The organism is Kitasatospora purpeofusca, from assembly GCF_000718025.1.
Lineage (GTDB): Bacteria > Actinomycetota > Actinomycetes > Streptomycetales > Streptomycetaceae > Kitasatospora > Kitasatospora purpeofusca.
In genome coordinates this window covers 54,739-80,497 of record NZ_JODS01000015.1, presented here as the reverse complement: position 1 = coordinate 80,497, position 25,759 = coordinate 54,739, and the positions used below count along the sequence as shown (strand labels likewise).

The following is a 25,759-nucleotide window of genomic DNA, read 5'->3' as shown; positions in this document are numbered from 1 at the left end:
CCCGCCCACGCCCGCCCACGTGCGGTCCGCCCCCGGCCCCCGGCCCGCGGCCGAGGCTTGCGATTGTGGCGCGCATGCAACTATTGTTTCCACAGAGATTGCACCTGCAATCACTCTTGGGCCGTCTCCTGGAGTCCGACATGAGCACCAGCCTCTTCACCCCCTTCACCCTGCGGTCGCTGACCGTCCCCAACCGGGTGTGGATGCCGCCGATGTGCCAGTACAGCGCCGCGCCGGACGGCGAAACGGCGGGCGTGCCGACGGACTGGCACTTCACCCACCTCGCGGCGCGGGCCGCCGGCGGGACCGGGCTGATCATCACCGAGGCCACCGCGGTGAGCCCCGAGGGCCGGATCTCGCCCTACGACCTGGGGCTGTGGAACGACGCCCAGACCGAGGGGTTCCGGCGGATCACCTCCTTCCTGAAGGCGCACGGCACCGTCGCCGCCGTCCAGCTCGCCCACGCGGGACGCAAGGCCTCGACCGAGCGGACCTGGGTCGACCGGGGCCGGGCCATCGGGCCGGACGAGGCGCACGGCTGGCGGCCGGTGGCCCCCAGCGCGCTGCCGTTCGAGCCGGACCGGGTCTCGCCCGAGGAGCTCACGGTGGAGCAGATCGGCGCGATCGTCCAGCAGTTCGCCGACGCCGCGCGCCGGGCGCTCGACGCCGGCTTCCAGGTCGCCGAGATCCACGGCGCGCACGGCTACCTCGTGCACGAGTTCCTCTCCCCGCACAGCAACCGGCGCACCGACGGCTACGGCGGCTCCTTCGAGGGCCGGATCCGGTTCGCGCTGGAGGTCGTCGACGCCGTCCGCGCGGTGTGGCCCGAGGAGCTGCCGGTGTTCTTCCGGATCTCGGCGACCGACTGGCTCACCGAGAACCCCGAGGACGGGCGCGAGGGCTGGACCTCCGCGGACACCGTCCGACTGGCCAAGGAGCTGCACGCCCACGGCGTCGACCTGCTGGACGTCTCCACCGGCGGTCTCGTCCCGGACGCCCGGATCGAGGCCGGCCCCGGCTTCCAGGTGCCGTTCGCCGAGGCGGTCCGCCGTGAGACCGACCTGCCGGTGGCGGCGGTCGGCCTGATCACCGACCACGAGCAGGCCGAGCGGATCCTCGCCGAGGGCCGGGCCGACGCCGTCCTGCTCGGTCGCGAGCTGCTGCGCAACCCGTTCTGGGCCCGCCAGGCCGCCAGCGCGCTCGGCGCCGAGGTCACCGGCCCGATGCCGTACCACCGCGCCTGACCGGTCGCGGCCACCACGCCGGACGGGCCCTGGGCGGCCCGTCCGGCGCCGCCGTGCTCAGCGGTCCTTGAACTCCTCGATCGCCCGGCGGGCGAGCAGGTTCAGCTCCTCGCTGCCGGCGTGACCGGAGTCCTCGACGATGTGCAGCCGGGCGCCCGGCCAGGCCGCGGCCAGTTCCCAGGCGGTCCGCGGCGGGCAGCTCAGGTCGTGCCGGCCGTGCACCAGCACCGCCGGGATGCCGGCCAGCTTCCCGGCGTCGCGGATCAGCTGCCCCTCCTCCAGCCACGCGCCGTGGCCGAAGAAGTGGGCGCAGATCCGGGCGAACGCCACCTGGGCGTCGGCCTCCCGGCGGCTGTACATGCCCGGCACGCCGTTGGGCTCGCCGGCCACCACCGCGTCCTCCCAGGCCAGCCAGTCGGCGGCGGCCCGCTCGCGCACCGCCCGGCCGGGGTGCGCCGTCAGCCTGGCGTAGGCCGCGAGCAGGTCCCCGTCGCGTTCGGCCTCCGGCACGGCGTCCCGGAAGCGCTCCCAGGCCTCCGGCCGGAACCGCGCCACGCCCCGGTAGAGCCAGTCGATCTCGGAGCGGCGGGCCGTGGTCACGGCGGCGATCACCACCTCGCTCACCCGCTCCGGGTGCTGCTGGGCGTAGGCCACCGCGAGCGCCGACCCCCAGGAGGCGCCGTTGACCAGCCAGCGCTCGATGCCGAGGTGTTCGCGCAGCCGCTCGATGTCCTCGATCAGGTGCCGGGTGGTGTTCAGGCTCATGTCCACGGCCGGGTCGGAGGCGTGCGGGGTGCTGCGCCCGCAGTTGCGCTGGTCGAAGCGGACCAGCCGGTAGCGGGACGGGTCCCAGGCCCGCGCGGGGCGGTCGGCCGTGCCCGCGCCCGGTCCGCCGTGCAGATGGACGGCGGGCTTTCCGGCCGGATTGCCCAACTGCTCGTAGTAGAGGCGGTTGCCGTCCCCGGTGTCGAGGAAGCCGCGGTCGTAGGGGTCGGTCGGAGCGTAGAGGTCCACCATGGCGATCGATCGTACGCGGACCCGACGGCGGCGGTCGTACCATCTGCTGAATGAGCCGATCACCTTACCCGGAACCGGAACTGACGGACCGACCGGTCGTGGCGTTCGCACGCCCCGCGCCGGGCCTGACGGCCCTCGTCGAGCGGTACTGGTGGTCCGAGGGCGGCGCGGGCGCGCTGCCCCGGCTGCTGCCCGGCACCGGGGCGGAGCTCTGGGTGCACTGGTCGGGCGGGGTGGACCTGCGGCCCGTGGGCGGAGCGTCGTTGGACGGGAGCCCGCCGGCCGGAGGGCCGGTCGACGGGCGGTCGCCGACGCCGCTGCCGGCCGCGCACCTGGTCTGCCTGCGGCGCACGCCCTGGTCCCTGGAGCACCGGGCGGGGGCCGGCCGGCCCGGGTTCGTGGCGGTGCGGTTCCGGGCCGGCGCACTGCGCCACCTGGTCCCGGCCGGCCTCGACGAACTGGCCGACCGGGTGGTGGGCGCCGAGGAGCTGTGGGGCGCCCCCGGGCGGCGGCTGGTCGAGCGGGTCGGGGCGGCCCGCGGCCCGGCCGAGCGGGTGGCCGTGCTGGACCGCTTCCTGGCCGGACTGCTCGAAGCGCACCGGCGCCCGGAACCGTGGCTGGACGCCGCGGTGGGGCGGATCTACCGCAGGCCCGCCGGACTGAGGATCGACCGGCTGGCGGAGACGATCGGGGTCGGCCCCCGGCACCTGCAGCGGATGTTCCCGGCGGCGGTCGGCGCCGGACCCAAGGAGTTCCAGCGGCTGGCCCGGTTCCAGCGGCTCGCCCGGCTGCTGCTGCGGGAGGAACAGCCCCACAGCCTCCCGGCGGCACTGGACGCCGGGTACTACGACCAGAGCCACTTCACCCGGGAGTTCCGCCGGCTCACCGGGGAGCGACCGGCCGAGCTGCTCGGGCCCGGCCGGTCGCATTTCTACTATCCGTCGCTGACCGCCGACGGCCAGGCTGGGCTCCGACCGACACAGGAGGAGACCCGATGACCATGGTGCTGGCGATGCTGCGGGCCGAGCCGGAGCACGCGGACGAGCTGGACGCCGCACTGCGCGAGGTGGCCGGGCACACCCGGGGCGAACCGGGCGCGCTGGCGTACTCGGTGGCCCGGCAGGACGGCGGCCGGTTCCTGGTGGTGGAGCGGTACGCGGACGGCGCGGCCCGCGACGCCCACTTCGCGGCCCCGTACGTGGTCGCGCTGCTCGACCGGTTCCCGCTGCTGCTGGCGGAGGAGCCGGTGGTCGAGTTCGCCGAGGTGGTCACCGCCTTCGCCCGCTGAGCGCCGTGCCGGGGCGGGGGCGGGCCCGGGTCCGCCGGTGCCGGTAGAAACCGGGGCCGCCGACACCGCCGGGAGGAACGCGCCGAGCGCCCCGTCCGCCGATACGCTCGGCCCACTGCCGCGCTCCGTCCCGCGCGCCGCCCCGGTCCCGGGCGCGGACGCGGCCCCGGCGGGGCCGGGACGAACGGACAGGGAGCGGCCGTGGCCGAGGAGTTCGCACTGCTGGGGGTCCCGTCCTGCGCGGGCACGCACGGCCCCGGCCAGGAGAAGGCCCCGGCGGCCCTGCGCTCCGCCGGCCTGGTGGAGCGGCTGCGGGCGGCCGGGGTCGCGGTGAGCGACCGCGGCGACCTGCCGACGGTGCCGTTCCGGACCGACCCCGAGCGCCGCGACCGGCAGAACCTGCCGCTGGTGGTCGAGGTGGTGCGCGCGGTGGCCAAGGCCGTCGGCGGCATCCTCGACGACGGCGCGGTGCCCCTGGTGGTGGGCGGGGACTGCACCATCACCCTGGGCGTGCTCGCCGCGTACGTCGCCCGCCGGCCGGGCACCGGCCTGCTGTACTTCGACGGGGACCTCGACCTGTCGGTGCCGGACACCAGCCGCTCCGGGATCCTGGACACCATGGTGCTGTCCCACCTGCTCGGCGAGGGCGCGCCGGAGCTGCGGGAGGCCGGGCCGCGCACCCCGCTGCTGGGGCCCGAGGGGATCGTGGCGTTCGGCTACGACCCGGTGGAGCTGGGCGCGGCGGGGCGGGAGCGGCTGGGCCGCTACCGGCTGCGCGCCCTGCCGTGCACGGAGCTCACCTCGCCCCGGGTGGACCCGGTCGTCGAGGCGCGGGCCGCCTGGCGGGCGCTCGCCGCCGACCACGAGCGGTTCGTACTGCACTTCGACGTGGACGTGATCGACTCGGTGGACTTCCCGCTGGCGAACTTCCCGCACTTCAACGAGGGTCTGCCGGTCGGCGTGGCCTTCGACTGCCTGGCCGAGTTCTGCGCCGCGCCGCAGTTCGCCGGACTGGTGGTGACCGAGGTCAACCCGGACCGCGACCCGGACGGGGCGATGGTGGACACGCTGGTCGGTGCCCTGGTCCGGGCGCTCGGCGGACGCGTCGACTGACCGGGCAGCACGAGCGGAGCGCGGTCCTCCCGTCCGCCCGTTCGACCGCCCTCGTTCGCCCACCTTCGTTCGACCACCCCTGTTTGACCGCCCCCGTTGATGGACATGGGTCAACCCGCTGGGCAGTTCGATCCGGACCCGTGAAGCGCACCCGACCCGGGAGAGGCCGGCCCCACCCCATGACCGAGAACCCCCGCCGCGTCGCCGTCGTCGGCGCGGGCGCGTCCGGCGCGCTCACCGCCGCGCAACTGCTGCGCCGCGCCGCGTCGGCCGGCGTCCCGCTCGACGTCCGGCTGATCGACCGTGCCCCCGCCACCGGCCGGGGCACGGCCTACGCCACGACCGCCGACCACCACCTGCTCAACGTCCCGGCCGGGCGGATGAGCGCCTTCGCCGACGAGCCGGACGACTTCGTCCACTGGCTGGCCCGCCGCGCGCCCGGCGTCCACACCGCCGCCGACCACGTCCCCCGCCGCCTCTACGGGGCCTACCTCGGCGAGGTGCTGGCGGCCGCCGAGGCCCGCGCCGGCACCGCCCGGCTGCACCGGGTGGACGACCGGGTCGTCTCCGCCCGGCGCGCCGGACCGGGGATGTCGCTGCGGCTCGGCACCGGACGCCGCCTGGACGCCGACGCCGTGGTGCTCGCCCTCGGCGCCTTCCCGCCCGACAACGCCTGGGCGCCCGCCCGGCTCCGCCGCTCGCCGAGGTTCGTCGCGGACCCGTGGGCCCCGGGGGCGCTGCGCGGCCTCCCCGAGCAGCAGGACCTCCTGCTCCTCGGCACCGGCCTCACCATGATCGACGTCGCGCTCGCGCTGGCCCGCCCCGGCCGGCGCGTGCACGCCGTCTCCCGGCACGGCCTGGTCCCGCGCCCGCACGCCGCGACGGCGCTGCCCCCGGCGCGGCCGCCGCAGGTCGACCCGGCGGCGGGCCTGCCCCGGGTCCGGCGGGCCCTGCTCGCCCACGTCTCGGCCTGCCGGCGCACCCACGGGGACTGGCGGGTCGGCATCGACAGCCTGCGCCCCGTCACCGCCGCACTGTGGCAGGGCCTCTCCCCGGCCGACCGGATGCGCTTCCAGACCGAGGACCGGCGGCTGTGGGACGTCCACCGCCACCGGGCCGCGCCCGCGACCGCCCGGGCCTTCTCGGCGGCCGTCGCCGAGGGGTGGATCACGGTGGGGCCGGGCGAACTCGCCGACGCCGTCCCCACCGGTGACGGTGTCCGGGTCCGGCTGCGCGACGGCCGCGCCCTGACCGTCGGCGCGGTGCTCAACTGCACCGGCCCGCAGGCCGACGTCCGCCGGGTGCCCGACCCGCTGGTGGCCGTGCTGCTCGGCGCCGGACTGGCCGAACCCGACGACCTCGGCCAGGGCTTCCGCACCGACGCCCTCGGCCGGGTGCGACCCGCCGACGGCTCCCCGCCCGCGCCGCTGTGGACGCTCGGCGCGCTGCGCCGCGGCAGCCTGCTGGAGAGCACCGCCATCCCCGAGATCCGCGCCCAGGCCGGGGAGGTCGCCGGGGACATCCTCGCCGACGCGGACTGACGCCGGGTCTGGCCGAAGACCGACCCCGCGCCGTCCGGACCCGGGACGGTGCGGGGACGGACCGCTACATTGGACGGAGGGCCGGGGAGGGGGGCGGGCACCGGGTTCGTTCCGGTTCCGCGGCCGTTGGGAGCACCCGTGACCTCGACCCGAGTGACCTCGGTGACCTCGGTGACCTCGCCCCGGGCGGCGGACCGGCCCCGCGGGCGCCGCGCCGCCCGCCTCGCGCTCGGCACCCTGCTGGCGGCCGCCACCGCCGTGGTCGCCCTGCCCGCCGCCCCCGCCCAGGCGGCCCCGGCCAAGGTCGTCTACCTGACCTTCGACGACGGACCGAGCCCCCGCTACACCCCGCAGGTCCTGGCGCTGCTGGCCCAGTACGGGGCCCGCGCCACCTTCTTCGAGATCGGCCAGAACGTCGCCGCGTACCCCGAGGTCACCCGCCGGGTGCACGACCAGGGCCACAGCGTGCAGAACCACAGCTGGTCCCACCCCGACCTGCGCTCCCTCTCCAAGTCCTCCTTCGACTCCCAGGTGACGGCCACCGACGCCCGCATCCGCGAGCGGACCGGGACCACCCCGAGCTGTCTGCGGCCGCCGTACGGCGCGGTGAACTCCGCCGTCCGCTCCGGCGCGGCCCGACTCGGCAAGACCGTCCAGCTCTGGAGCGTCGACCCCCAGGACTGGGCCCGCCCCGGCCGGGCCGCGATCGAACGCCGGGTCCTGGACCGGGTCACCCCCGGCGCCGTCGTCCTGATGCACGACGGCGGCGGCGACCGCAGCCAGACCGTCGCCGCCCTGCCCGCCATCCTCCGCACCCTCAAGTCCCGCGGCTACACCTTCGCCCTCCTCCCCTGCCGCTGACCGGACCGCCGCCACCGCTGCGCTCCCGATCCCGGGCCCCGCGAGTTCTTACACGCCTTTGCCGTCGCTCTGCCGAGCCCCTGACCGGGGCCCGGCAGTGTCGTCCTCACCACCGGAGAACGACGGGACGGAAGGAACACCACCATGACGAGGAACGGGAAGACCACCGCGAGCACCGTGCGGCGGGTCGGGGCGGTGGCCGGGGCGGCAGCGGTGCTGATGTCGGTGCTGCCGGCCGGGGCGGCGGTCGCGGCGCAGCACGGGGCGCGGCCCGGCAAGGCGGCCTGGTGCCCCGAGGTGGAGGGGCTGCGGGTGGACTGCGGCACCGTCAGCCGGCCCGTGGTGAGCGGCAAGCCGTGGCTGGGCAGTGTCTCCGTCGCGTACGCGGTGCTGCGGCACCGGGACGCGGGGGCGGCGCGGGGGACGGTCGCGGTCAACCCCGGTGGGCCCGGGGAGACCGCGATCGACCGGGCGGGGGCGTTCGCCGCCGGGCTCGACGGGGTGCTCGGCAGCCATGACGTGCTGCTGGTCGACCCGCGCGGTACCGGGCGCTCCGGGCGGATCCCGTGCGGGGTCACCGACGCCGAGTACCGGTTCGCCGACCGTGCGGGGCAGCGCGATGCCGTGGCCCGCTGCGCGGCCGCGCTGGGGCCCCGGGCCGAGGGGTACACCAGTGCCGCGACCGCCGACGACATCGACGCCGTGCGGGCCCGGATCGGCGCCGCCTCGCTGATCCCCTACGGGCTCTCCTACGGCACGTACCTGATGCCGGTGTACGCGAGCCGCCACCCCGGGCGGGTCGACTCGATGGTGCTGTCCGGGGCCTACCCGCTCGGCGTGGACCCGCTGGCCCGGCCGAGTGCCGATGCGGTGTCGCTGGCCCTGAAGCGGGTCTGCGAGCGCAGCGCCGCCTGTGACGGGGACACCGCCGTCGAGGACCTCCGCACCGTGGCCGGGAAGTTGCGCGAGCGGCCGTTCACGCTGCGGATCGAGGCCGCCGGTGCGACCCGCACGCTGCGCTTCACCGAGGACAAGCTCGCCAATCTGCTGTACGAGGCGGCGAGTCGCGGCGCCGGGGAGAGCCCGGCCGAGCGCTCGCTGCTCGGTGAGCTGCCGGCCGCCCTGCACAGCTCGGCCGAGGGCGACGACCGCGCGCTGCGGGCCCTGGTCGACGCCGACTACCGGGCGGCCGGGCGGGAGGACCAGGCGTCGTTCCTGGCCGTGGTGTGCAACGACTATCCGCGGGCCTGGTCGGTCGACTCCTCGCTGCCGGAGCGCTGGCGCGAGTACCGGGCCGCGCTGTCGGCCGCCGATCCGGGCCGGTTCGGGGCGTTCAGCGTCAAGGGCTTCACCGAGGGGCAGACCGACGGCGCCGATGCCTGCATCAAGTGGCCGCGCACCGGCACCGCCCGCCCGCAGCCGGTGGACCCCGCGCAGCCGGACGTGCCGGTGCTGCTGTTCGCCGGCGACCTCGACTCCAACACCCCGGAGAGCGCCACCCGTCAGGCGGCCGCGCAGTTCCGGCGCTCGACCGTCGTCACCGTGCCCAACGCCGGGCACGTGGCGGAGCTGGAGTCCACCCACTGCACGCTCGGGATCGTGGACTCCTTCGTCCGCACCGGGCAGCCGGGCGACACCTCCTGCACGACCGCCGTCCCGCCGATCGCCGTCTCCCCGGTGCGGCGCTGACACCGACGGAGAACCGTCCGCACCCCGACCGTCCGCCGTGACCAGCGAGAATGACGCCATGACAGATGCCACCACCCACGGCCGCACCGTGCTCGTCGTCGAGGACGACCCCGGTGTCCGCACCACCCTCGACCAGTTGCTGCGCTTCGAGGGCTACCGGGTCCTGACCGCCACCGACGGGCAGGACGCCCTGGAGCTGCTGGAGCGCCACCGCCCCGACCTCGCCGTGGTGGACGTGGTGATGCCCCGGCTGGACGGGCTCGCCCTGTGCCGGATGCTGCGCCGCCGCGGCGACCGGCTGCCGGTCCTGGTGCTCACCGCCCGGCACCAGCTCGGCGACCGGGTCGCCGGGCTGGACGCCGGGGCGGACGACTACCTGGCCAAGCCCTTCGCCACCGAGGAGCTGCTGGCCCGGATACGCGCCCTGCTCCGGCGCTCCGCCCCGCCCGCCGACTCGGGCGTGCTGGCCTGCCAGGACCTCGCGCTGGACACCGCCGCGCGCCGCGCCCACCGCGGCGGACGGCTCCTCGACCTCACCAAGACCGAGTTCGACCTGCTGGAACTGCTGCTGCGCAACCAGGGCGCGGTGCTGACCCGCCCGCAGATCTACGAGCGGATCTGGGGCTACGACTTCGACACCGACTCGCGCTCGCTCGATGTCTACATCGGCTACCTGCGCCGCAAGAGCGAGGAGGGCGGCGAGCCCCGGCTGATCCACACCGTCCGCAACGTCGGCTACCTCGTGCGGGCCGCGTAGTGCTGCGCACCAGGATCACCCTCGTGGTGGTGGCCGCCACCCTGCTGGCCATCGTCGTCTCCGTCGTCAGCTCCTACCGCGGCGTCACCGGAATGGTCGCCGACCAGTTCGACCGGGCGCTGGTCGACCGCGCGGACGCCGTCGCCGCCGTCCTCGACGCCGGGCGGGTCCCCGCCGAGCGGCCCGACACCGCCGAGCAGCTGCTCCTCCCGGACGGCACGGTCCGGCCGCTCTCCCCCGGCCGCGCCGCCCTGCCGGTCCCGCCGGGCGCGCTCGCCGTCGCCCGCTCCGGGGAGGGACGGCTGACGGCCGAGACCACGGTCGGCGACCGCACCTTCGGGGTGCTGGTCCTGGGACGCGGCGAGGGGCACGGGGCCCTGGTCGTCAGTCAGGACTACGCGGACGCCGAGCGGATGGACCAGGAGTTCCTCGGGCGGATCAGCTGGACGACGGCGGGCTCGGCCGCCGCCTGCGCCGCGCTCAGCTGGCTGCTGATCGGCCGGATCCTGCGCCCGATGCGCCGGCTGGCCCGCGCCGCCGAGCGGATCAGCTCGACCCAGGACCTCGGCACCGCGCTCCCGGCCGCGGGGCGCGACGAGGTGGGCCGGCTGACCCTCGCGTTCGAGGTGATGCTCGACGCGCTGCGCCGCTCCCGGGAGGCGCAGCAGCGGCTGGTGCAGAACGCCAGCCACGAGCTGCGGACCCCGCTCACCTCGGTGCGCGGGAGCGCGGAGCTGTTGCAGCGGGCCCGTGGCCGGCTGGCTCCCGAGGACGAGGAGAAGATCCTCGGCACCCTGGTCACGGAGAGCGTCGCGCTCGACGAACTGGTGCGCGAGCTGGTCGAGCTGGCCACCGACCGGCAGGCCGACGAGGACCAGGTGCCGCTGGACCTGGCGGCGGCGGCCGAGGACTGCGCGGAACGCTTCCGGCGGCGCACCGGGCGGGTCATCGACGTCGGCGCGGCGGGCGCGGGGCCGGACCGGGACGGGGCGGTGGTGGTGCTCGCGCGGCCGCGCGCGCTGCACCGCTGCATCGACAACCTGCTGGCCAACGCGGTCAAGTTCAGTCCCGGGGACACCCCCGTCACGGTGCTGGTCGAGTCGGCGCCCGCCGGTGCGGGCCGGGGCCGGGCCCGGCCGGGGGTGCCGTACGTGCGGCTGGTGGTGCGCGACCTCGGGCCGGGGATCGGGCCCGAGGAGCGGGACGCCGTCTTCGACCGCTTCTACCGGGGCGCGGGCACCCAGTCGACGCCGGGTTCCGGGCTGGGGCTCGCGATCGTGCACGACCTCGTCACCGCCGACGGGGGCACGGTGTTCGCGGGCACCGGCCCGGGGGGCGGCGCGGAGGTCGGTTTCACCCTCCCCCGCGCCGTCCCCGCCGCGCGCCGCGGGTAGCGCGGCCGTCGGTCCTCGTCGGCGCTCGCCAGCCCTCGCCAGCCCTCGTCGACGCCGCTCGTCGGCGCTCGTCAGCCCCCGGCGCCGATGGAGCAGTTGCTGTCGGGGGCGTGGCCGAGCGGCCAGGCGACGGCGTCCAGGACGGCGCCGCGGACGGTCGGGTCCAGGTGGACGATCGGGACGGCCTTGTTGTACGGGTTGCCGTACTGGTCGAGGCAGATCCAGCCGCTGGCGCCGTCCACCCGGTTGCCGCCGTGGAGCCGGCGCCAGCTCTGGGTGACGTCGTCGAGCGAGGGCATGGCCACGGACTCGCCGACGTCCTTGCGGATCCCCTCGACGGCGGTGGTCACCGCGTCGTAGGTGATGATGATCCGGCCGTCGCGGCGGTCGGCGGGCCCGATCCGGTCGGGCTGCTTGGTGTCGTCCGCCTTCAGCAGGGCGGCGAGTTCGGCGGTCGGGCCCTTGGAGCCGCCGGGGCCCTCGGTGCTCGCCTCGCCCCAGCTGTCGGGGTGGGCGAGCGCCGTGTAGCGCACGGTGATGCCCTGACTCTTGGTGAGCGCGTTCCAGTGCTTCTCGAACTCCTGGTCGACCATCAGTGTGGAGGCGTGCGAGCCGGTGATGACGGTGTAGGGCTTGTTGCACTTCCGGTCGCCCAGCGCCACCAGGAACAGCCGCAGTTGCACCGGGCGGCCGGCGAAGAACAGGGTGGACGCGTTGGAGCTGCAGATCTCGGGCACCATCCGTTGGAAGACGTTGCCGAGGTTCCCCTCCTGGGTGAAGTCCTTCGGGGACTCGAAGGTCTCCGGCTCGTTGGGCGCGCCCTTGGTGAGCTTGGCGAAGGTGGCCCGCAGGGTGGCGAGGTAGTTGTCGTTCTCCCGGGTGTCCTCGACCACCAGGGTCTCGGCCGGCTTGATCCCCGCCCCGTAGGCGGCGAGGGCGGCCGCCTGGTCGCTGTTGCTGGGAGCGATCCGGGCCAGGCCCGGGTAGTGGCGCGGATCGGCGACGCTGTTGACGATGTCGTCGGCGGTCATCGGGCCGGCGACGACCGGGATGTGCTTGTCCGCCGTGAGGTAGTGCACCGCGGCCTCGCTGTTGGTGATGCTGATGTTGATGCCGGTGACGGCCCGCAGGTTCTGCTTGCCGTCGGCCGCCGCCTTGGCCAGCTGGTCCGACACGCGACGCCACTCCCCGTACTCCCGGCCGGGGTTGGCGAGGACCAGGCGGACCGGCGGCTGCTTGCCGCTCTCCCGGTTGGCCCGGTACTGGGCGAGGTAGGCGCCCTGGACCTGCTCGACCATCTCGCGCCGCTCGGCCTGCTGGTCGGAGACCAGCGGGATCATCAGCGCCAAGGTGACCGGGTGCTTCCCGGCCACGCTGTCGTTCTCCTCCTTGATGCGCGCGGTCACCGGCCCCAGGTCGTCGTTGAAGACGTACGAGCCGTCGGTGACGCCGACGCACTCGTTCCTGACCTTCTTCACGCCCGTGGCGCAGCTGGGATCCGTCAGGAAGCCGTAGCCGAAGTACCCGGCGGTGCCGAGGACGGCGACCGCCAGCAGGATCACCAGCGCGCGGTTCAGGGGCCCTTGGGGCAGTTCCAGTTTCACGGTCGGGCGTCTCCTAAGGTCGGGCGGGTCGAACGAGGCGGGCAGGACCGGACCAGGGCCAGGTTCCGGGTCAGGTTCCGGGCCCGGGTCAGGTCGGCAGGTCGGGTGCCTGGTGCCAGCGGCGCAGCCGTCCGGGCCAGGTCTCGTGCGCCTGGAAGAACACCGCCTGGTCGGCCGCCCCGGTGTACTGGGCCAGGGTGAGCAGTTGCAGCCGGACACTGTCGATCAGCGCCGGGGTGGGCACCGAGAGCGGGTGCGACTGCACCCACAGGCTGACCACCAGCCGGTCGATCGCCTGGTGCACGGCGATCTCGCCGTGCCGGCAGGCCTGGCACTGCTCGTTCGTCGCGGCGGCGGTCGGCACCGGCTCCGGCGGGTGCGGGGCGGAGCAGATCAGGTTGACCGAGGCGAGCCAGTCGGCGGCGCTCCGCTCGGCCAGGCGCTGGTGCAGGGTGCGGACGACGACTCCGGTGTCGTGCACGGCGAGCGCGTGGTGGAGGGCCTGGTCGGGCAGCCCAGCGCCGGTCGGCGCGTACCGCGCGCGCACGGTGCCGTGCAGGTGCCGCCAGGTCTGCATGTCGCGCTCGCCGGCGACCTGGACGGCGAGGCGGTGGCCGAGCAGGGTGCGCATGGTGCGGTCCTGGACGAACGGCGCGTCGACGACGGCCTGCGGCGTGGCGGTGGCATGGGCGGCATGGTGTGCGGCGGCCCAGTGGTTGCGTTCGAGCAGCCGCCTGGCCTCCTGGACGTCCAGCGGGCTGTGGTCGGTCCGCGGGTAGTAGGCGCCGAGCAGGTCGGCGGCACCGTCGTCGAGGGCCGGGCTGTAGAACATGAGCCGCTCCCGGTCGCGCTCCCCGGGGACCAGGACCCGGAGCAGCTGCTCGTGGACCGTGCGCGCGGGCGCGTCGTGGGCCGGGAGGTCGAGCAGCCAGCGCGGCTCCGCGCTGTCGCGCTGGCGGACGGCCCTCCGGGCGGCCTCCACCAGGGCGTGGGCGATCCCGGCGCGGCCCGCGCTGAGGCGGTGGATCACCCGGGCGGTGCCGGACGGGGGGTGCTCGGTGCCGAACATCAGGGTGATCTCCTCCAGCCCGAGCGGGGCCAGCGGCAGCCGCACCGTCCAGTCGGCCGCCGTTCCGGGGCGGTCCTGGCGCCAGAACGGGCCCGGGGCGCGGCGCGTCGACGCCGCGGTGTCGTCGGGGTCGGAGGGCTCCCCGGCCAGGACGGTGGTGATCACGCCCGGCCGGGTCCCGGCCGGTTCCTCGTGCCAGACCCGGAGCAGCGCGCGCACCACCGGCCGGCCGAGCGGGGTGTGGGCGTTGTCGAGGAGCAGCAGCGGGCGCGGCAGCCGGTTCATCCGGCGCGACCAGGTGTAGTGGCTGTCGATGTCGGCCAGGAACGCGGCGATCAGTTGGCGCTCCGCGGCCTCCCGGTCGTCCGGGTCGCCGCGGAAGCGCCGGGCCAGTTCGGACAGCTGGACGTGGTCGGTGCCCGGGCCGGCGACCTGGCGGACGGCCCACCAGCGCAGGCCCTGCCGGTGGGCGGAGGGGCCGAGCAGTTCGGGGGTGACGAGGTCGACCAGGCGGGCGACGAGCGTGTTCGGCGCTGCCCCGGGGCCCGCCGCCGCGGCCGCGCCGGGGGCCGCCTGGCGCATCCACTGGGCCACCCGGGCGCGCCGGGCGGGCCCGGGTGGGACGGTCTCCCGGAGCAGGCTCTCCAGGCGCCCGACGGCCGCCTCCGGCTCGCCGGCGCCGACGGCCTGCCAGGAGGTCACCGCCAGCAGGCCCTGGGTGAGCCGGGGGAAGGCGATGGTGCCGCCGAAGTCCCCGGGCCGGCGGCTCAGCTCGTGGCGCAGGTGGAACAGCAGGTCCGAGAGGTGCGAGGCGTTGCGCCGGGTCGGGTCCTCGTCGTCGGCGGCCAGTGCGAGGTCGGCTCGGCCGAGGTCGGGGCGGCCGAGGTCCGCCGAGGCCCGGCGCAGGTGGGCGGCGTACCGCGCGTCCAGGCCGGCCAGGAGGGCGGTGCGCCCGCTGAGGCGCCCGCCCGCGCACTCGACCACCGGCGGGGTGCCGTTCGGGACGGGCAGCCGCCGCGTCCTGACGCCCGGTTCCTCGCCGTTCACTTCCAGGCCGACGAGTGAAGGTACGACCGTCTCGAACACCGCTGCACGCCCGTGCAGAACCACCGCGACCCCCCAGCCGTCCGGCGAGGCCGTACCTCGCCGTGCGCCTGGAGGATAGGCGACCGCAACCGTCCTGTGCAGGGATACCACCAACAAGGGCGGTTCCGGATCCGCGCCGCTCCGACTGATCGTCAGCCGGCCCGGCGCGCACGACCCTTGGCCACGATCGGCGCCTCCGGAGCGGCGGGGGCGCGGAGCAGAGCGGATGGGGCGCAGAGCAGGGCGGTGCGCAGGTCGAGCCGGTCGTCGAGCCGCAGCAGGCTCCGGCCGGTCAGTTCCTCGATCCGCTTGACCCGGTAGTGCACGGTGTTGACGTGGACGTGCAGGGCCTCGGCGGTGCGGGACCAGGAGGCGTTGTGGCGCAGGAAGGCGTCGAGGGTGGCGACCAGGGAGACCGTGTTGTGCCGGTCGTGGTCGACCAGCGGGGCGAGCAGCCGCTGGTGGAAGGCGGCGGTGACCTCGGGCGGGATGCCGCGCAGCAGGTCGGCGAGGGAGACCGTGCTCGCCCAGCGGCCGACCGCGCCGGGCGGGCGGGCGTCCAGGGCGTAGCGGGCCTGCACCAGGGCCGGGCGCAGGTCGGCGGCGGTGGGCGGGACGGTGGGGCCGACGCCGGCGGCGGGACCTCCCGGTCCGGCCTGGGCGCGGGGGCCGGTCTGGCCGGGCCTTTCGTCGAGCCGGGGCAGGGTGAGGTCCAGGGCGGCGGCGACGGCGTCCTCGGGGAGGGCGACCAGTGCCACGGCGCCGCCGCGGCCGTCCGGGGCGGCGACGAACGGGGCGGCGGTCGGGTGCAGGGCCTCGGCGAGCGCCGCGGCGGCCCAGGCCCCGGAGGGGTCGGCCGGACCGGGCGGGGCGGCGGTGCCCGGGGCGGTACCGGGGACGGTTGCGGCGGTGCTTCCCCCGGCGCTTCCCGCAGCGCTTCCGAAGCGGGCGGCGACGGGGGTGAGCGGCAGCCGCGGCGGCAGTCCGGCGAGGGACAGGGCGTGGTCGGCCTCCGGGTCGGCGCCGGCGGCGAGGAGTTCCAGCAGCCGGGTACCGGCCTGGCGCTGGGCGGCGGCGGTGGCCCGGGCGCGTTCGGCGAGCGGTGCGAGCAGTTCGGCCAGGCCGTGCAGCATCGTGGCGGCGGCGGGCCCCGGCTCGGTGTGCGGCTGCAGCAGCCAGCCGTCGAAGGGCGTGGTGCCGGGCGGGCCGACCTGGATCGGGGCGGGGGCGAGGGCCGGGACCAGGGTGGGGACCGGGAGCCGGGCCGGGGCCGGGACGGTGGCCGGGGCTCGCGGCGGGACCGCGGTTCGCGGCCGGCCCGGGCGGGCGTCCGCCGAGGAGGCCAGCACCCGGCCGGCGCCGGTGAGCAGGGAGCAGTCGGGCACGCCCAGGTCGGCGACGGCCCGGCGCAGCAGTCCGTCCAGCGGCGCGTCCGCGCCCAGCATCGAGGTCAGGGTGCGCCGCACCTCGGCCGGCAGGCCGGCCCGGCCCTCGGCGCCGGCCTGGAGGTCGCCCCACAGCCGCAGGTAGATCCGGTCGGTGACGGCCCGGAAGCTGGTGCCGCTGGGCACGGACAGCAGCGGTACGCCGTGGCGGCGGCAGGCCTCGGCCAGCTCGGGCGGGACGGTGCCGTGGGTGCCCTCGCCGGCCAGCAGCGCCGCCGCCTCGGCGCTGCGCAGGGCGTTGGCGAAGCGCAGGGCGGTGGCGAGCCTCGGGGCGGGGCGGGTGTCCTCGGGCCGCCACCAGACCAGGCCGGTGAGCACGACCTCGCCCGGCCGGAGGTAGCGGGCGGGGTCCTGGAGGTCAGTAGAGGTCACCCCGGTGACCTCGCGGCCGAGCAGGTCGGGGGTCGCCCAGGCCACCTCGATGTGCAGTTCGTCCAGCGCCAGGAGGTCCCCGACGATCATGTTGTGCTCCCTGTGCCGTACGCGCGGACTGCCCTCGCCCATGCGATGTTTCTGTGCGTTCGGGCATGGTAAATGCAAGGACCACGAGTCTTCTTCCCTCTTGTTCGATCACCCGGGGGCGGGGCCCGCGGGTGGTACCGATGTCCAGTGGTCCGGACAGTGGCGCCGCGCTTGGATCGGTGTGCGGGGAACGCGCGGCCGCCCCGACCTCAAGCGGGTCGGCCGCGCGCTTCCGCCTCAGGCCCCGGCCGGTGCGCCCCGGCCCGTACCGCCGGCCGCCCCACCGCCGGCTCCCCCAGCTCCGGTTCCCCCAGCACCGGCTCCCCCGCCCCGGCGGTGCTCGTCGATCGCCTGCCACACCCGGTCGCGCAGGAACGGCGTCTCGGTGAACCGGACGCCGGTCGCGTCGCGCAGCGCGTTGGCGAAGGCCGGCGCCACCGGGTTGAACGGGCTCTCGCTCATCGACTTGGCGCCCAGCGGGCCGATCGAGTCGGAGGTCTCGGAGAAGTGCACCTCGGTCCGCGGCACGTCCGCGAAGGCCGGCAGCCGGTAGCGCCGGAACGCGGCCGTGGTCACCTCGCCCCGCTCGTCGACCAGGACCCGTTCGAACAGGGTGGCGCCGAGGGCCTGCGCCACGCCGCCCTCGACCTGGCCGCGGCACTGCAGCGGGTTCATCACCCGCCCGGCGTCGGCCCCGTGGACGCTGCGCAGGATCCGGATCTCCCCGCTGTCGGGGTCGACGGCGAGCCGGAACCACTGGGAGTTGAACGCCACCGAGCGCGGCGAGCCGCCCCAGTGCCCCTCCCCGGTCAGCGTCACGCCCTGCGCCGCGGCCGCCGCGAACACCTCCTTGAGCGGCACCGGGCGCCCCTCGCACTCCACCGCCTCGGCGCCGAGCGTGATCCGGCTGCGCGGGGTGCGGGCGTACTCGGCGGTGAAACTGAGGATGCGTTCGGCGAGCGCGTTGGCCGCCTTCATCACCGCCTTGCCCGCGACCACGGTCCCCGCCGAGCCGAAGGCCCCCGTGTCGTGGCGGACCACGTCGGTGTCGGACTGCCGGACGGTGATCCGGTCGACCGTGGTCCCCAGCGCCCCGGCGGTGATCTGCTTGTGCACGGTGGTGGTGCCGTTGCCGAACTCGGCCGTGCCGACGGCGATGTCGTAGCCGCCGTCCTCCAGCAGCGTCACGGCGGCGTCCGCGAAGTGGCCGCCGGGCGGGCCGGTCGCGATCGCCGACGTCGCGAAGCCCTGGCCCACCAGCCAGCCCTCGGGGGCGAGTTCGGCGCTGCGGTCGTCGGCGAGGGCGTCCCGCACCACCCGCAGGCACTGGTCCAGGCCGTAGGAGGCGATGTGGAGGTCCTCCTCCTCGCCCGCCGGGCCGACCATGTGCTCGCCCGGGCCGATGATGTTCCGCTCCCGGAACTCCAGCGGGTCCATGCCCAGCCGGCGGGCCAGCTCGTCCATCGCCGACTCCACCGCGAAGGTCACCTGGCCCAGGCCGTAGCCCCGGAACGCCCCGGCGGGCACGCCGTTGGTGTAGACCGAGTAGGCCTCGACCTTCTTGTGCGGCGCCCGGTAGACGCCCATCGACTCGCCGACGCTGTGGAACATCACCGCCGGGCCGTGGTTGCCGTACGCCCCCGTGTTGGCGACCACCCGGAAGCTCAGGGCGGTCAGGGTGCCGTCCGCCGTCGCGCCCGCCTTCACCGTGATGGTGAACGGGTGCCGGGTGGTGGCGCCGAGGAACTGCTCGGCCCGGGTGAACTCCAGCTTCACCGGCCGGTGCAGCCGCAGCGCGGCCAGGACGGCGATGTCCTCGGTGAGCATCTCCTGCTTGCCGCCGAAGCCGCCGCCGACCCGGCCCGCCACCACCCGGACCCGCTCCGGCGGCAGGTCGTACAGCGCGCACAGGGCGCGCCGGGTGAGGAAGGGCACCTGGGTGGAGGAGCGCACCACGATCCGCTCCTCGCCGGTCTCCTCGTGCTCCTCGAAGTACACCAGGCAGCCGTGCGTCTCCAGGCTGGCGTGCTGCACCCGCTGGGTGCGGAAGGTCTCCTCGTACACGACCGCCGCCTCGGCGAAGCCCTGTTCGACGCTGCCGATCTCGCCGTGCACCTCGCCGCAGACGTTGTTCGCCGGGCGGGCGATCCGCGACTCCGGGCCCTTGGGGTGCAGGACCGGGGCGCCGGGCAGCATGGCGAGTTCGGGGTCCAGGACGTACGGCAGCACCTCGTACTCCACCGCGACCCGGCGGCAGCCCTCCTCGGCGGCGGCCTCGCTGTCGGCGACCACCGCCGCCACCCGCTGGCCGGCGAAGCGGACCACGTCGTCCAGCAGCCGGGTGTCGTCCGGGTCCTCGGTCGGGTGCTCGTGCCGGGCGGAGGAGTAGAGGCGCTCCGGCGCGTCGTGATGGGTGAACACCGCCCGCACGCCCGGGACGCGCAGCGCCGCCGAGGTGTCGACGGACACGATCCGGGCGTGCGGGTGCGGGGAGCGGAGCAGCTTCATGTGCAGCAGTCCCTCGACCTCCAGGTCGAAGGTGTAGCGCGCCGTGCCGGTGACCACCTGCGGTCCGGCGGGGGCGCCCGGGCTGCGGCCGACCGCCTCGCCGGGAGCCGGTTCCTCGGTGTGCTTCACCCCGCGGAGGGCGTCCTCGATCGCCCGGTAGCCGGTGCAGCGGCACAGGTTCCCCTTGAGTGCCCTCGGCAGGTCGGCGAGCTGGTCCTCGTCGAGCTTGGCGGCGGTCATCAGGAAACCGGCCGTGCAGAAGCCGCACTGGAAGCCCTGGGCGTCGAGGAACCGCTGCTGCACCGGGTGGAGGCCGTCGTCGGTGGCGAGCCCCTCGACGGTGGTCACCGCGCGGCCGTCGGCGCGCCGCGCCGGGTAGAGGCAGCTGTGCACCGGCTCGCCGTCGACGTGCACCGTGCAGGCGCCGCAGTCGCCGGCGTCGCAGCCCTTCTTGACGCCGAACCAGCCGCGGTCGCGCAGGTAGGTGCGCAGGCACTGGCCGGGGCGCGGCTCCGCGGCGGAGTCCTCGCCGTTGACGCGGACGGTGAAGCTCATCGGCCGGCCTCCTCGGTGGTGTCGGACGCCGTTGAAGCCACCGGCCCGGCGCTCTCGACCGGCCCGACCGGCTCCACCGGCCCGCCCGACTCCACCGATCGGTCCGGCTCCACCGATCGGTCCGGCTCGACCAGCTCGCGCCGGACCTCCTCGGCGAACCGCAGGGTCATGTGCCGCCGCCAGGCCGGCAGGCCGTGGATGTCGTCGAAGTACTCGTCCGGCGCGACGGCGTGCTCCACCGCCTCCCGCACCGCCTCGGCGTTCGGCGGCACGGCGAAGCCCAGCCGGACCGGCCGGACCGTGGCCGCGGTGATGTGCAGCGCGAACTCCCCGTCCACCGGGTCCAGGGTGCCGATCACCAGCGCGCCGGAGCGGCCGAGCCCGTAGAGGGAGGCCTGCCGGAACGCCGTCCGCCGGGCCAGCGCCCGGCCCGGCAGGGTGATCGAGCGCAGCAGTTCGCCCGGCCGCAGGTCCTTGACCCCGGCGCCGAGCACGAAGTCCCCGACCGGCAGGGTGCGCGTCGCGCCGCTGCGGTCGAGCAGGCGGCAGACGCCGTCGAGGGCGGCGGTGAGGGAGATCATCGGCCCGGCCGGCAGGCCGTTGCAGAGGTTGCCGCCGACGGTGGCCGCGTTCCAGATCTTCCAGGAGGCGAGGAAGGCCCGGCAGCACTGCTCGAACAGCGGCGCCGCCGTCCAGCCGGCCGGCTTCGGGTGCCGGGAGAGCTGCGCGATCGTACAGGTCGCGGCGATCTCCAGCCCGCCGTCCGGGGTGGGCCGCAGCGCCTCCCAGCCCATCCGGTTGAGGTCGAACAGCCGCCGGATGTGCGGCTGGGGCTCCGAGAACAGGTACGTCCCGCCCCCCAGCCAGGCGTCCCCCGGCCGCCACGTCCCGCGTTCGCGCGCATCGCGCAGTTCCACCACGGTGTTCAGGTCCATGTGCATCCACCGTCCTCGACAGATCGACATGGGTATTGCAGCAACGCGCCGCGCCCGGAACGGGTGGATCCGCACACCAGCGCACCGCCCCCGAACTGGACGATCACCCAGGGCGGGCCCCGGCCGGTCCCGTTTGCGACAGGTACTACGAAATCGTATAGTTCGAAATCATGAAGTCCGAATCCGTACCGTCCGAGTGGTCGGCCCTGCTGGCGCTGCAGCGGGCCACCCACGCGACCCTGCAAGTCCTCGCCGCGGAGCTCGTCGACCTGGACCTGACCCCCTCCGAGATCAACGCGCTGGCCAACCTCGCCGACGGCCGGGGCCGGACCGTCTCCGAGCTCGGCGCGGCCGTGGGCACCCGCCCCACCACGCTCACCAGCGTGCTGGACCGTCTGGAACGACGTGGTCACATCACCCGCGGCACCCGTCCGGGAGACCGGCGCGCGGTGCTCGTCGAACTCACCGCCTCCGGCCGCGTGGCCGCCGACACCATCCGCGGGGCGATCACCGACCTGGAGCGCCGCGCGCTCCGTGGCCTGCCGGCCGACGCGATCGCCTCGCTGCGCACCGCACTGGAAGCCCTCACCGAGGTGTCCTCATGACCGAGCAGTCCACCGACTTCGGCGCGCTGATGGCCGAAGCGACCGCAGCCTCGGAGAAGTTCGGCCACCGGGAGCACGTCCATCTGACCTGGCTGGCCGTGCGACGGTTCGGCACGCCCGCAGCGGTCGGCCTGGTCAGCGATGGCATCCGACGCACCGCCCGCTACGCCGGAGCACCCCAGAAGTACCACGCGACCGTCAGCCGGGCCTGGGTGGAACTCGTGGGCCACCATGCCGCCGAACACGACGGCGACGATTTCACCACCTTCGCCGACCAGCATCCCGCGCTGCTCGACAAGCGCCTGCTGACCCGGTTCTACCGTCCGGCGACGCTGGCCGGCCCGCAGGCGAAGGCCGGCTGGGTCGAGCCCGACCTCGCCCCGTTCCCCTGGGAGGCCGATCGGCGGCAGGCCCGGGAGACGCAGGCGCACTGACCGGGGCCGGGCAACGGCCGTCCCGTCCCCGGTGGGGGTGCGGGGCGGCACCTCCACCGGGGACGGGAGGCGGCTCGTGCTCAGCGCCTCCGACGAACGGTCGGACCGGTCACCGGTGGTCGGTGACCAGGGCCTCGATCTCGGGGACGAGGGCCGCCGGGGTCGGCAGCGCGTCGTTCTCGGCCCGTAGGCGTGCGGCGCCCTCGCGCAGGCCCGGGTCCGTGACGAGCCGGGTGAGCAGGGCCGTGTCGACCGCGTCGGAGCCGGAGCTCAGGGCGGCCCCCGCAGCGGTCAGGGCGTCGGCCACCGCGAAGTTGTCGGCGCCCTGGGGCAGCAGGAGCTGGGGCACACCCGCCTGGAGTCCGGTGAGGGTGCTGCCGGACCCGCCGTGGTGCACCACCGCGTCGCAGACCCTCAGCAGCTCCGCGAGCGGCACCCACGGCAGCGGGCGGACGTTGTCCGGCAGGGCGCCCAGCTTGCCGAGGTCGGCGTCGCCGACGGCAAGCAGGAAATCGGCGTCGACCGCGCCGGCGGACTCGACCAGCCGGGAGATCGCCGACACGCCGTCGATCCCGGTGATGACGGTGCCCAGGGTGACCGCGACCCTCGGCCGGTGGCCCCGCTCCAGCAGCTCGACCGGGACCACACCCCCTCCGTTGTACGGGAGGTAGCGCATCCGAAGGCCGCCCGGGTCGCCGCCGAGCGAGGCCGGGACGATGTTCAGCGGTGTGGTCGGCGCGGGGCCGGCCACACCGTGCTTCTCGTAGACGTCGGTGAAGTGGGTGGCCAGCCGGGCGGCCAGGTCGAGGCCGGAGATGATGCCGAAGTTCTGCAGCGCCGCCGGGATACCGAGCCGGGCCGCGACCAGCTGGGCCGAGGCCAGGCAGGAGTCGTGGACGAGCAGGTCGGCGCCCCAGCCCTCGGCGACCGCGAGCAGGTCCTCCACCGTGGAGCGCGAGGCGTGGGCGAAGGCGGCCGCGGCCATCGACAGGATCTCGTCCTGGGTCATTCCCGGCTGGGCGTAGCTCATCGGACCGTCGGAGGTCGCCTCGAAGGACTCCCGCAGCGGCCGCCCGTCGCCGATCGCGACGATCGGGAAGCCGGCCTGCCGGAGCTGGTCGTACGGGCTGGGACTGGCGAACAGTACCTCGTGCCCGGCGGCCCGCAGGGCCTGGGCGGTCGGCACCATCGGGAAGAGGTGGCTCGGCGCGGCCGGGCCGGTGAAGAGTATGCGCACAGTGATCTCCTGATAGTTCTCGATCGGGTCGTGCCACGGATCGCGCGCGGACCGATCCGTCTCCCGCAAGCGTCAACTGACGAACGGTCAGATCTCTTTCCACGAAGGATCGACAATCGGACGTTCGGGTGTCCGGGTGTCCGGGCGTCCCGGACGGCAGGACGGACGGAGACGGACGGACGGAGGGACCGGCCGGGGCGACGGACCGCCGGGCGACGCAAGGGATCTGCCGGGGCCGGGGCCACGAAGGGCTCGCGGCGCGCCCGGAACGGACGGGCTATCTGCCCGTACGCGTCCGGGCCGGGGCCCGTCTCTCCTGGAAGCGGACCGCCACGGGAAGGCACTCGGCGGCGGCGTGCCCGGCGTCGGCGCGGGACGGCCGGACCGCGGGCGCGGTCCCCGGCGGCCGGGCGGCGATCGTCCTCGGCATGCTGCTTCCCCCCATGGTGGTGCCGCGTCCCGCGCGCGATCGCGCACCGGGAGGAACGCACCGGACACCCTGGGAGGGAATGACTGGCCGCCGACCGAGGGCCGACGGCGCCCGGACTACCGACCGGGCTGTGCTTTCGCGCGTTCCGGCGTCGATGCTACGACGAACCGGCCGTCCGCGCACGGAATTCGGGGGATGGCCGGATCCCGCTGCCCGCCGGCCCCCGTCCGGGCACGCACCGGACCCGGTGGCCCGGACGTCGAGTTGAGCGGACCGGGGGTGGGAAGCGGTCGGACGCCGCCGCGGGAACCGTCGGCCTCCGCTCGGTCGACCGCCCGGGCGGGTGGTACCCCGACGGGTCCGCCGTGACGATGTCGCGGCCGTGTCACCGTTCCGACCCGGGCCGGGCCCGGGAGCGATGGCGGGGTGGGCACGGCGGGCGGCGGCACGTGACACTCGTCGCGGCGGACGTCCGGGGGGGCGTCCGCCACCACGGGGCCTCGGGGGAACTCGGGGGGAAGGGGGCCGGGTTGACGGCCGCGGACAGGGAACGGTGGACGGCGGCGCAGCGGCGGTGCGCCCTGCTGGTGCCGGTGGCGGCGGCGGGGCTGGTGGCCGCGGCCGCGCCGGTCGTGTGGTGGGAGTCGCAGGACACGCCGGGCACCCGGACCGGTTGGCTGCTGGCCGCCGGCGCCGCCCTGGTGGCACTCCTCGCCGTCGCCCGGACGGTGGTCAACGAGCTGTCGGACCGCGACTACGCGGCGGCCTGGGTCGGCCTGTTGGCAGTGCCCGCGCTCGCGCTGGCCACGGTGTTCGCGGCGGCGCAGACCTCCCACGCCGTCGACTCGGCGTGGCACGAACCGCGCCGGGTCGCCGCCACGACGACCGACTGCCGGGTCACCGGGCGCAGCATCGACGACCAGAACATCGGGCACGACCTCTACGGCTGCACCTACCGCTGGTTCGTCGACGACCACGAGTTCCGCGAGGAGCGGCCGACCGGGACGCTGTACCCGGACGGCCGGGAGACCTCGGTGTGGCTCGACGGGGACCGGATGATCACCGAGCGGCCGAGCGGGATCGCGGTCCCGTTCTGGGGCGCGATCGCGCTGGCCGCGTTCGTGTGCACGGTGATGCTCGCGACGGTCCTCCGCTGGAAGGCCCGGGTCGCGGGTCTGGTCCGGTGACGTCCGGCCTGGTGAAGTCCGGCCCGTTGAAGTCCGGCCCGGTGAAGTCCGCTCCGGCACCGTCCCGGGTGCCCGGTCGTCTATCCTCTACGTCAGGTGTCGGGCAGGGGGCCCGGGTTGTTCCTTGGGGGTACGAGTGGTCACCGGTCGTGTGGTGCGTTACGACAGCGTGCGGGGTTACGGGTTCATCGCTCCGGACCACGGCGGGGAGGATGTCTTCCTGCACGTCAATGACATGTTGATGCCGGAGTCCGTGGTGCACTCGGGTCTGGTGGTCGAGTTCGAGATGGAGGAGGGCGACCGCGGGCTCAAGGCCTCGTCGGTGCGGCTTCCCAAGGGCGCGCTCGCGCGTCCGGCCGGGGCGGCCGGTCCGGTCCCCCTCGTTCCGCGGTCCGCGGCCGACCACGACGACGCGGAGTACGACGTCCTCACCTCCGCCGAGTTCGTGGCGGAGGTGACCGAGCTGCTGTTGGCGCACGCGCCGTCGCTGACCGGTGAGCAGGTGCTCAAGGTGCGCGAGGCGATGCTGCGGTGCGCCCAGGGCCACGGCTGGACCGAGGGCTGAGCGTCGCACCCGTACCCCGGGGCCGTCGTCCGGCCCCGGGGTACGGGTGCTGCTTCCGATCGGCGGAGCGCGTCGGCCCCGAGGATCGCGTCGTTCAGCGGCGCACCTTGCCTCAGAAGAGCACGTCGGTGCAGGAGTAGAACGCGTTCGACGTGTCCGCGACGTCCCAGACCGCGACGACCACGTGGTGCCCGGTGCGACCCGTGGGGAGGGTCCCGGTGTGGGTGGTCGTGGCGGCGGGCTGACGGCCGTTGTACGGGACCGTCAGGAACGGCGTGAGGTCCAGGTTCGCCCGGGTGATCTTCTGGGTCGGGTCGTAGCCGGGCTTGGTCAGGAAGTACCGGAAGTTCGTGGTCGAGTGCCGGGCCTCGATCTCCCAGGTGAAGGTCTGCTGACCGCCGGCCGTCACCTTGGTGGTCGGCCAGGCGCCGTTGCGCGGGTTGTCGAGCGGGGCCCAACGGGCGTCCGCCCCGGCGCAGATGGTGCCGTCCGCGGGGCCGCGGGTCGGGAAGCCCTTCGGGCCCTCGACGCTCTGCGGCTCCCACTGGATGTCGCCGCAGTTCTTGACGACACCCGCACCGCACAGGGCCGAGCGGCTCGGCGGCAGGTTGATGAATCCGTGTGAACTGGCCGGGACGGCCATCGCGAGCGGGACGGCGACGGCGGCCAGGGCCGCGCCGACGGCAAGGCGTTTGCGCATGACGATGCTCCTCCGTGGGGGGATGGAGAGTGT

Annotated in this window: 21 protein-coding genes; 13 read left to right on the top strand and 8 right to left on the bottom strand. The window is 75.4% G+C overall.

Annotated features, from left to right (window positions below; genetic code table 11):
• Positions 1 to 140: 140 nt before the first annotated feature.
• On the top strand, positions 141 to 1,244 hold the full coding sequence (locus IF01_RS0121860) for an NADH:flavin oxidoreductase/NADH oxidase (protein WP_030395176.1): 1,104 nt from the start codon (positions 141 to 143) through the stop codon (positions 1,242 to 1,244).
• A 57-nt stretch (positions 1,245 to 1,301) separates the two neighbouring features.
• On the opposite strand, the gene pip is transcribed toward IF01_RS0121860, so the two are convergent.
• Complete coding sequence (gene pip / locus IF01_RS0121855) at positions 1,302 to 2,261, bottom strand: prolyl aminopeptidase (protein ID WP_030395175.1); 960 nt, start codon at positions 2,259 to 2,261, stop codon at positions 1,302 to 1,304.
• 50 nt (positions 2,262 to 2,311) lie between these two features.
• Between pip and IF01_RS44150 the strand changes: the two genes are divergently transcribed.
• The 8 genes from IF01_RS44150 (at position 2,312) to IF01_RS0121815 (ending at position 10,904) form a co-directional block, all read left to right on the top strand.
• Positions 2,312 to 3,259 (top strand): helix-turn-helix transcriptional regulator, encoded by a 948-nt coding sequence (locus IF01_RS44150; RefSeq protein ID WP_157855306.1) that lies wholly within the window; start codon positions 2,312 to 2,314, stop codon positions 3,257 to 3,259.
• Positions 3,256 to 3,549, top strand: coding sequence for a putative quinol monooxygenase (locus IF01_RS0121845; RefSeq protein WP_030395173.1), 294 nt, complete (start codon positions 3,256 to 3,258; stop codon positions 3,547 to 3,549). The genes IF01_RS44150 and IF01_RS0121845 overlap by 4 nt, the downstream gene beginning before the upstream one ends.
• Before the next feature lie 201 nt (positions 3,550 to 3,750).
• Positions 3,751 to 4,662, top strand: coding sequence for an arginase family protein (locus IF01_RS0121840; protein ID WP_030395172.1), 912 nt, complete (start codon positions 3,751 to 3,753; stop codon positions 4,660 to 4,662).
• A gap of 179 nt (positions 4,663 to 4,841) precedes the next feature.
• A complete protein-coding gene (locus tag IF01_RS0121835; RefSeq protein ID WP_030395171.1) occupies positions 4,842 to 6,203 on the top strand; it encodes an FAD/NAD(P)-binding protein in 1,362 nt (453 codons plus the stop codon).
• 138 nt (positions 6,204 to 6,341) lie between these two features.
• On the top strand, positions 6,342 to 7,064 hold the full coding sequence (locus IF01_RS0121830; RefSeq protein ID WP_208624340.1) for a polysaccharide deacetylase family protein: 723 nt from the start codon (positions 6,342 to 6,344) through the stop codon (positions 7,062 to 7,064).
• A gap of 144 nt (positions 7,065 to 7,208) precedes the next feature.
• A complete protein-coding gene (locus tag IF01_RS0121825; protein WP_051755856.1) occupies positions 7,209 to 8,753 on the top strand; it encodes an alpha/beta fold hydrolase in 1,545 nt (514 codons plus the stop codon).
• A gap of 58 nt (positions 8,754 to 8,811) precedes the next feature.
• On the top strand, positions 8,812 to 9,510 hold the full coding sequence (locus IF01_RS0121820; protein WP_030395168.1) for a response regulator transcription factor: 699 nt from the start codon (positions 8,812 to 8,814) through the stop codon (positions 9,508 to 9,510).
• Complete coding sequence (locus IF01_RS0121815) at positions 9,510 to 10,904, top strand: HAMP domain-containing sensor histidine kinase (protein ID WP_051755854.1); 1,395 nt, start codon at positions 9,510 to 9,512, stop codon at positions 10,902 to 10,904. Before IF01_RS0121820 ends, IF01_RS0121815 begins: the two co-directional genes overlap by 1 nt.
• A gap of 71 nt (positions 10,905 to 10,975) precedes the next feature.
• Here IF01_RS0121815 and IF01_RS0121810 read toward each other — a convergent pair whose 3' ends face one another.
• The 5 genes from IF01_RS0121810 to IF01_RS0121790 form a co-directional block, all read right to left on the bottom strand.
• Complete coding sequence (locus tag IF01_RS0121810) at positions 10,976 to 12,508, bottom strand: hypothetical protein (RefSeq protein WP_030395166.1); 1,533 nt, start codon at positions 12,506 to 12,508, stop codon at positions 10,976 to 10,978.
• An 88-nt stretch (positions 12,509 to 12,596) separates the two neighbouring features.
• On the bottom strand, positions 12,597 to 14,663 hold the full coding sequence (locus IF01_RS0121805; RefSeq protein ID WP_167349764.1) for a hypothetical protein: 2,067 nt from the start codon (positions 14,661 to 14,663) through the stop codon (positions 12,597 to 12,599).
• Between the two features lie 152 nt (positions 14,664 to 14,815).
• Complete coding sequence (locus tag IF01_RS51100; protein WP_051755852.1) at positions 14,816 to 16,570, bottom strand: helix-turn-helix domain-containing protein; 1,755 nt, start codon at positions 16,568 to 16,570, stop codon at positions 14,816 to 14,818.
• 237 nt (positions 16,571 to 16,807) lie between these two features.
• Entirely contained in the window at positions 16,808 to 19,633 is a 2,826-nt protein-coding gene (locus tag IF01_RS0121795) for a molybdopterin-dependent oxidoreductase (protein ID WP_078880178.1), read from the bottom strand.
• The gene (locus IF01_RS0121790; RefSeq protein ID WP_078880177.1) at positions 19,630 to 20,568 is read right to left on the bottom strand and encodes an FAD binding domain-containing protein; all 939 of its coding nucleotides are present in this window, start codon (positions 20,566 to 20,568) and stop codon (positions 19,630 to 19,632) included. The genes IF01_RS0121795 and IF01_RS0121790 overlap by 4 nt, the downstream gene beginning before the upstream one ends.
• Before the next feature lie 170 nt (positions 20,569 to 20,738).
• Here IF01_RS0121790 and IF01_RS0121785 point away from each other — a divergent pair, with 170 nt between their 5' ends.
• Both IF01_RS0121785 and IF01_RS0121780 read left to right on the top strand, forming a co-directional pair.
• Entirely contained in the window at positions 20,739 to 21,173 is a 435-nt protein-coding gene (locus IF01_RS0121785) for a MarR family winged helix-turn-helix transcriptional regulator (RefSeq protein ID WP_051755850.1), read from the top strand.
• Positions 21,170 to 21,607: a hypothetical protein gene (locus tag IF01_RS0121780; protein WP_051755849.1), complete on the top strand. Its 438-nt coding sequence runs from the start codon at positions 21,170 to 21,172 to the stop codon at positions 21,605 to 21,607. Before IF01_RS0121785 ends, IF01_RS0121780 begins: the two co-directional genes overlap by 4 nt.
• A gap of 109 nt (positions 21,608 to 21,716) precedes the next feature.
• Here IF01_RS0121780 and IF01_RS0121775 read toward each other — a convergent pair whose 3' ends face one another.
• Positions 21,717 to 22,844: a nucleotide disphospho-sugar-binding domain-containing protein gene (locus tag IF01_RS0121775; protein WP_030395159.1), complete on the bottom strand. Its 1,128-nt coding sequence runs from the start codon at positions 22,842 to 22,844 to the stop codon at positions 21,717 to 21,719.
• A gap of 960 nt (positions 22,845 to 23,804) precedes the next feature.
• On the opposite strand from IF01_RS0121775, the gene IF01_RS0121770 reads away from it, so the two are divergent.
• Complete coding sequence (locus tag IF01_RS0121770) at positions 23,805 to 24,461, top strand: hypothetical protein (RefSeq protein ID WP_030395158.1); 657 nt, start codon at positions 23,805 to 23,807, stop codon at positions 24,459 to 24,461.
• Between the two features lie 136 nt (positions 24,462 to 24,597).
• Positions 24,598 to 25,026, top strand: coding sequence for a cold-shock protein (locus tag IF01_RS0121765; protein WP_030395157.1), 429 nt, complete (start codon positions 24,598 to 24,600; stop codon positions 25,024 to 25,026).
• 112 nt (positions 25,027 to 25,138) lie between these two features.
• On the opposite strand, the gene IF01_RS0121760 is transcribed toward IF01_RS0121765, so the two are convergent.
• Complete coding sequence (locus IF01_RS0121760) at positions 25,139 to 25,726, bottom strand: lytic polysaccharide monooxygenase (RefSeq protein WP_030395156.1); 588 nt, start codon at positions 25,724 to 25,726, stop codon at positions 25,139 to 25,141.
• Positions 25,727 to 25,759 lie beyond the last annotated feature (33 nt).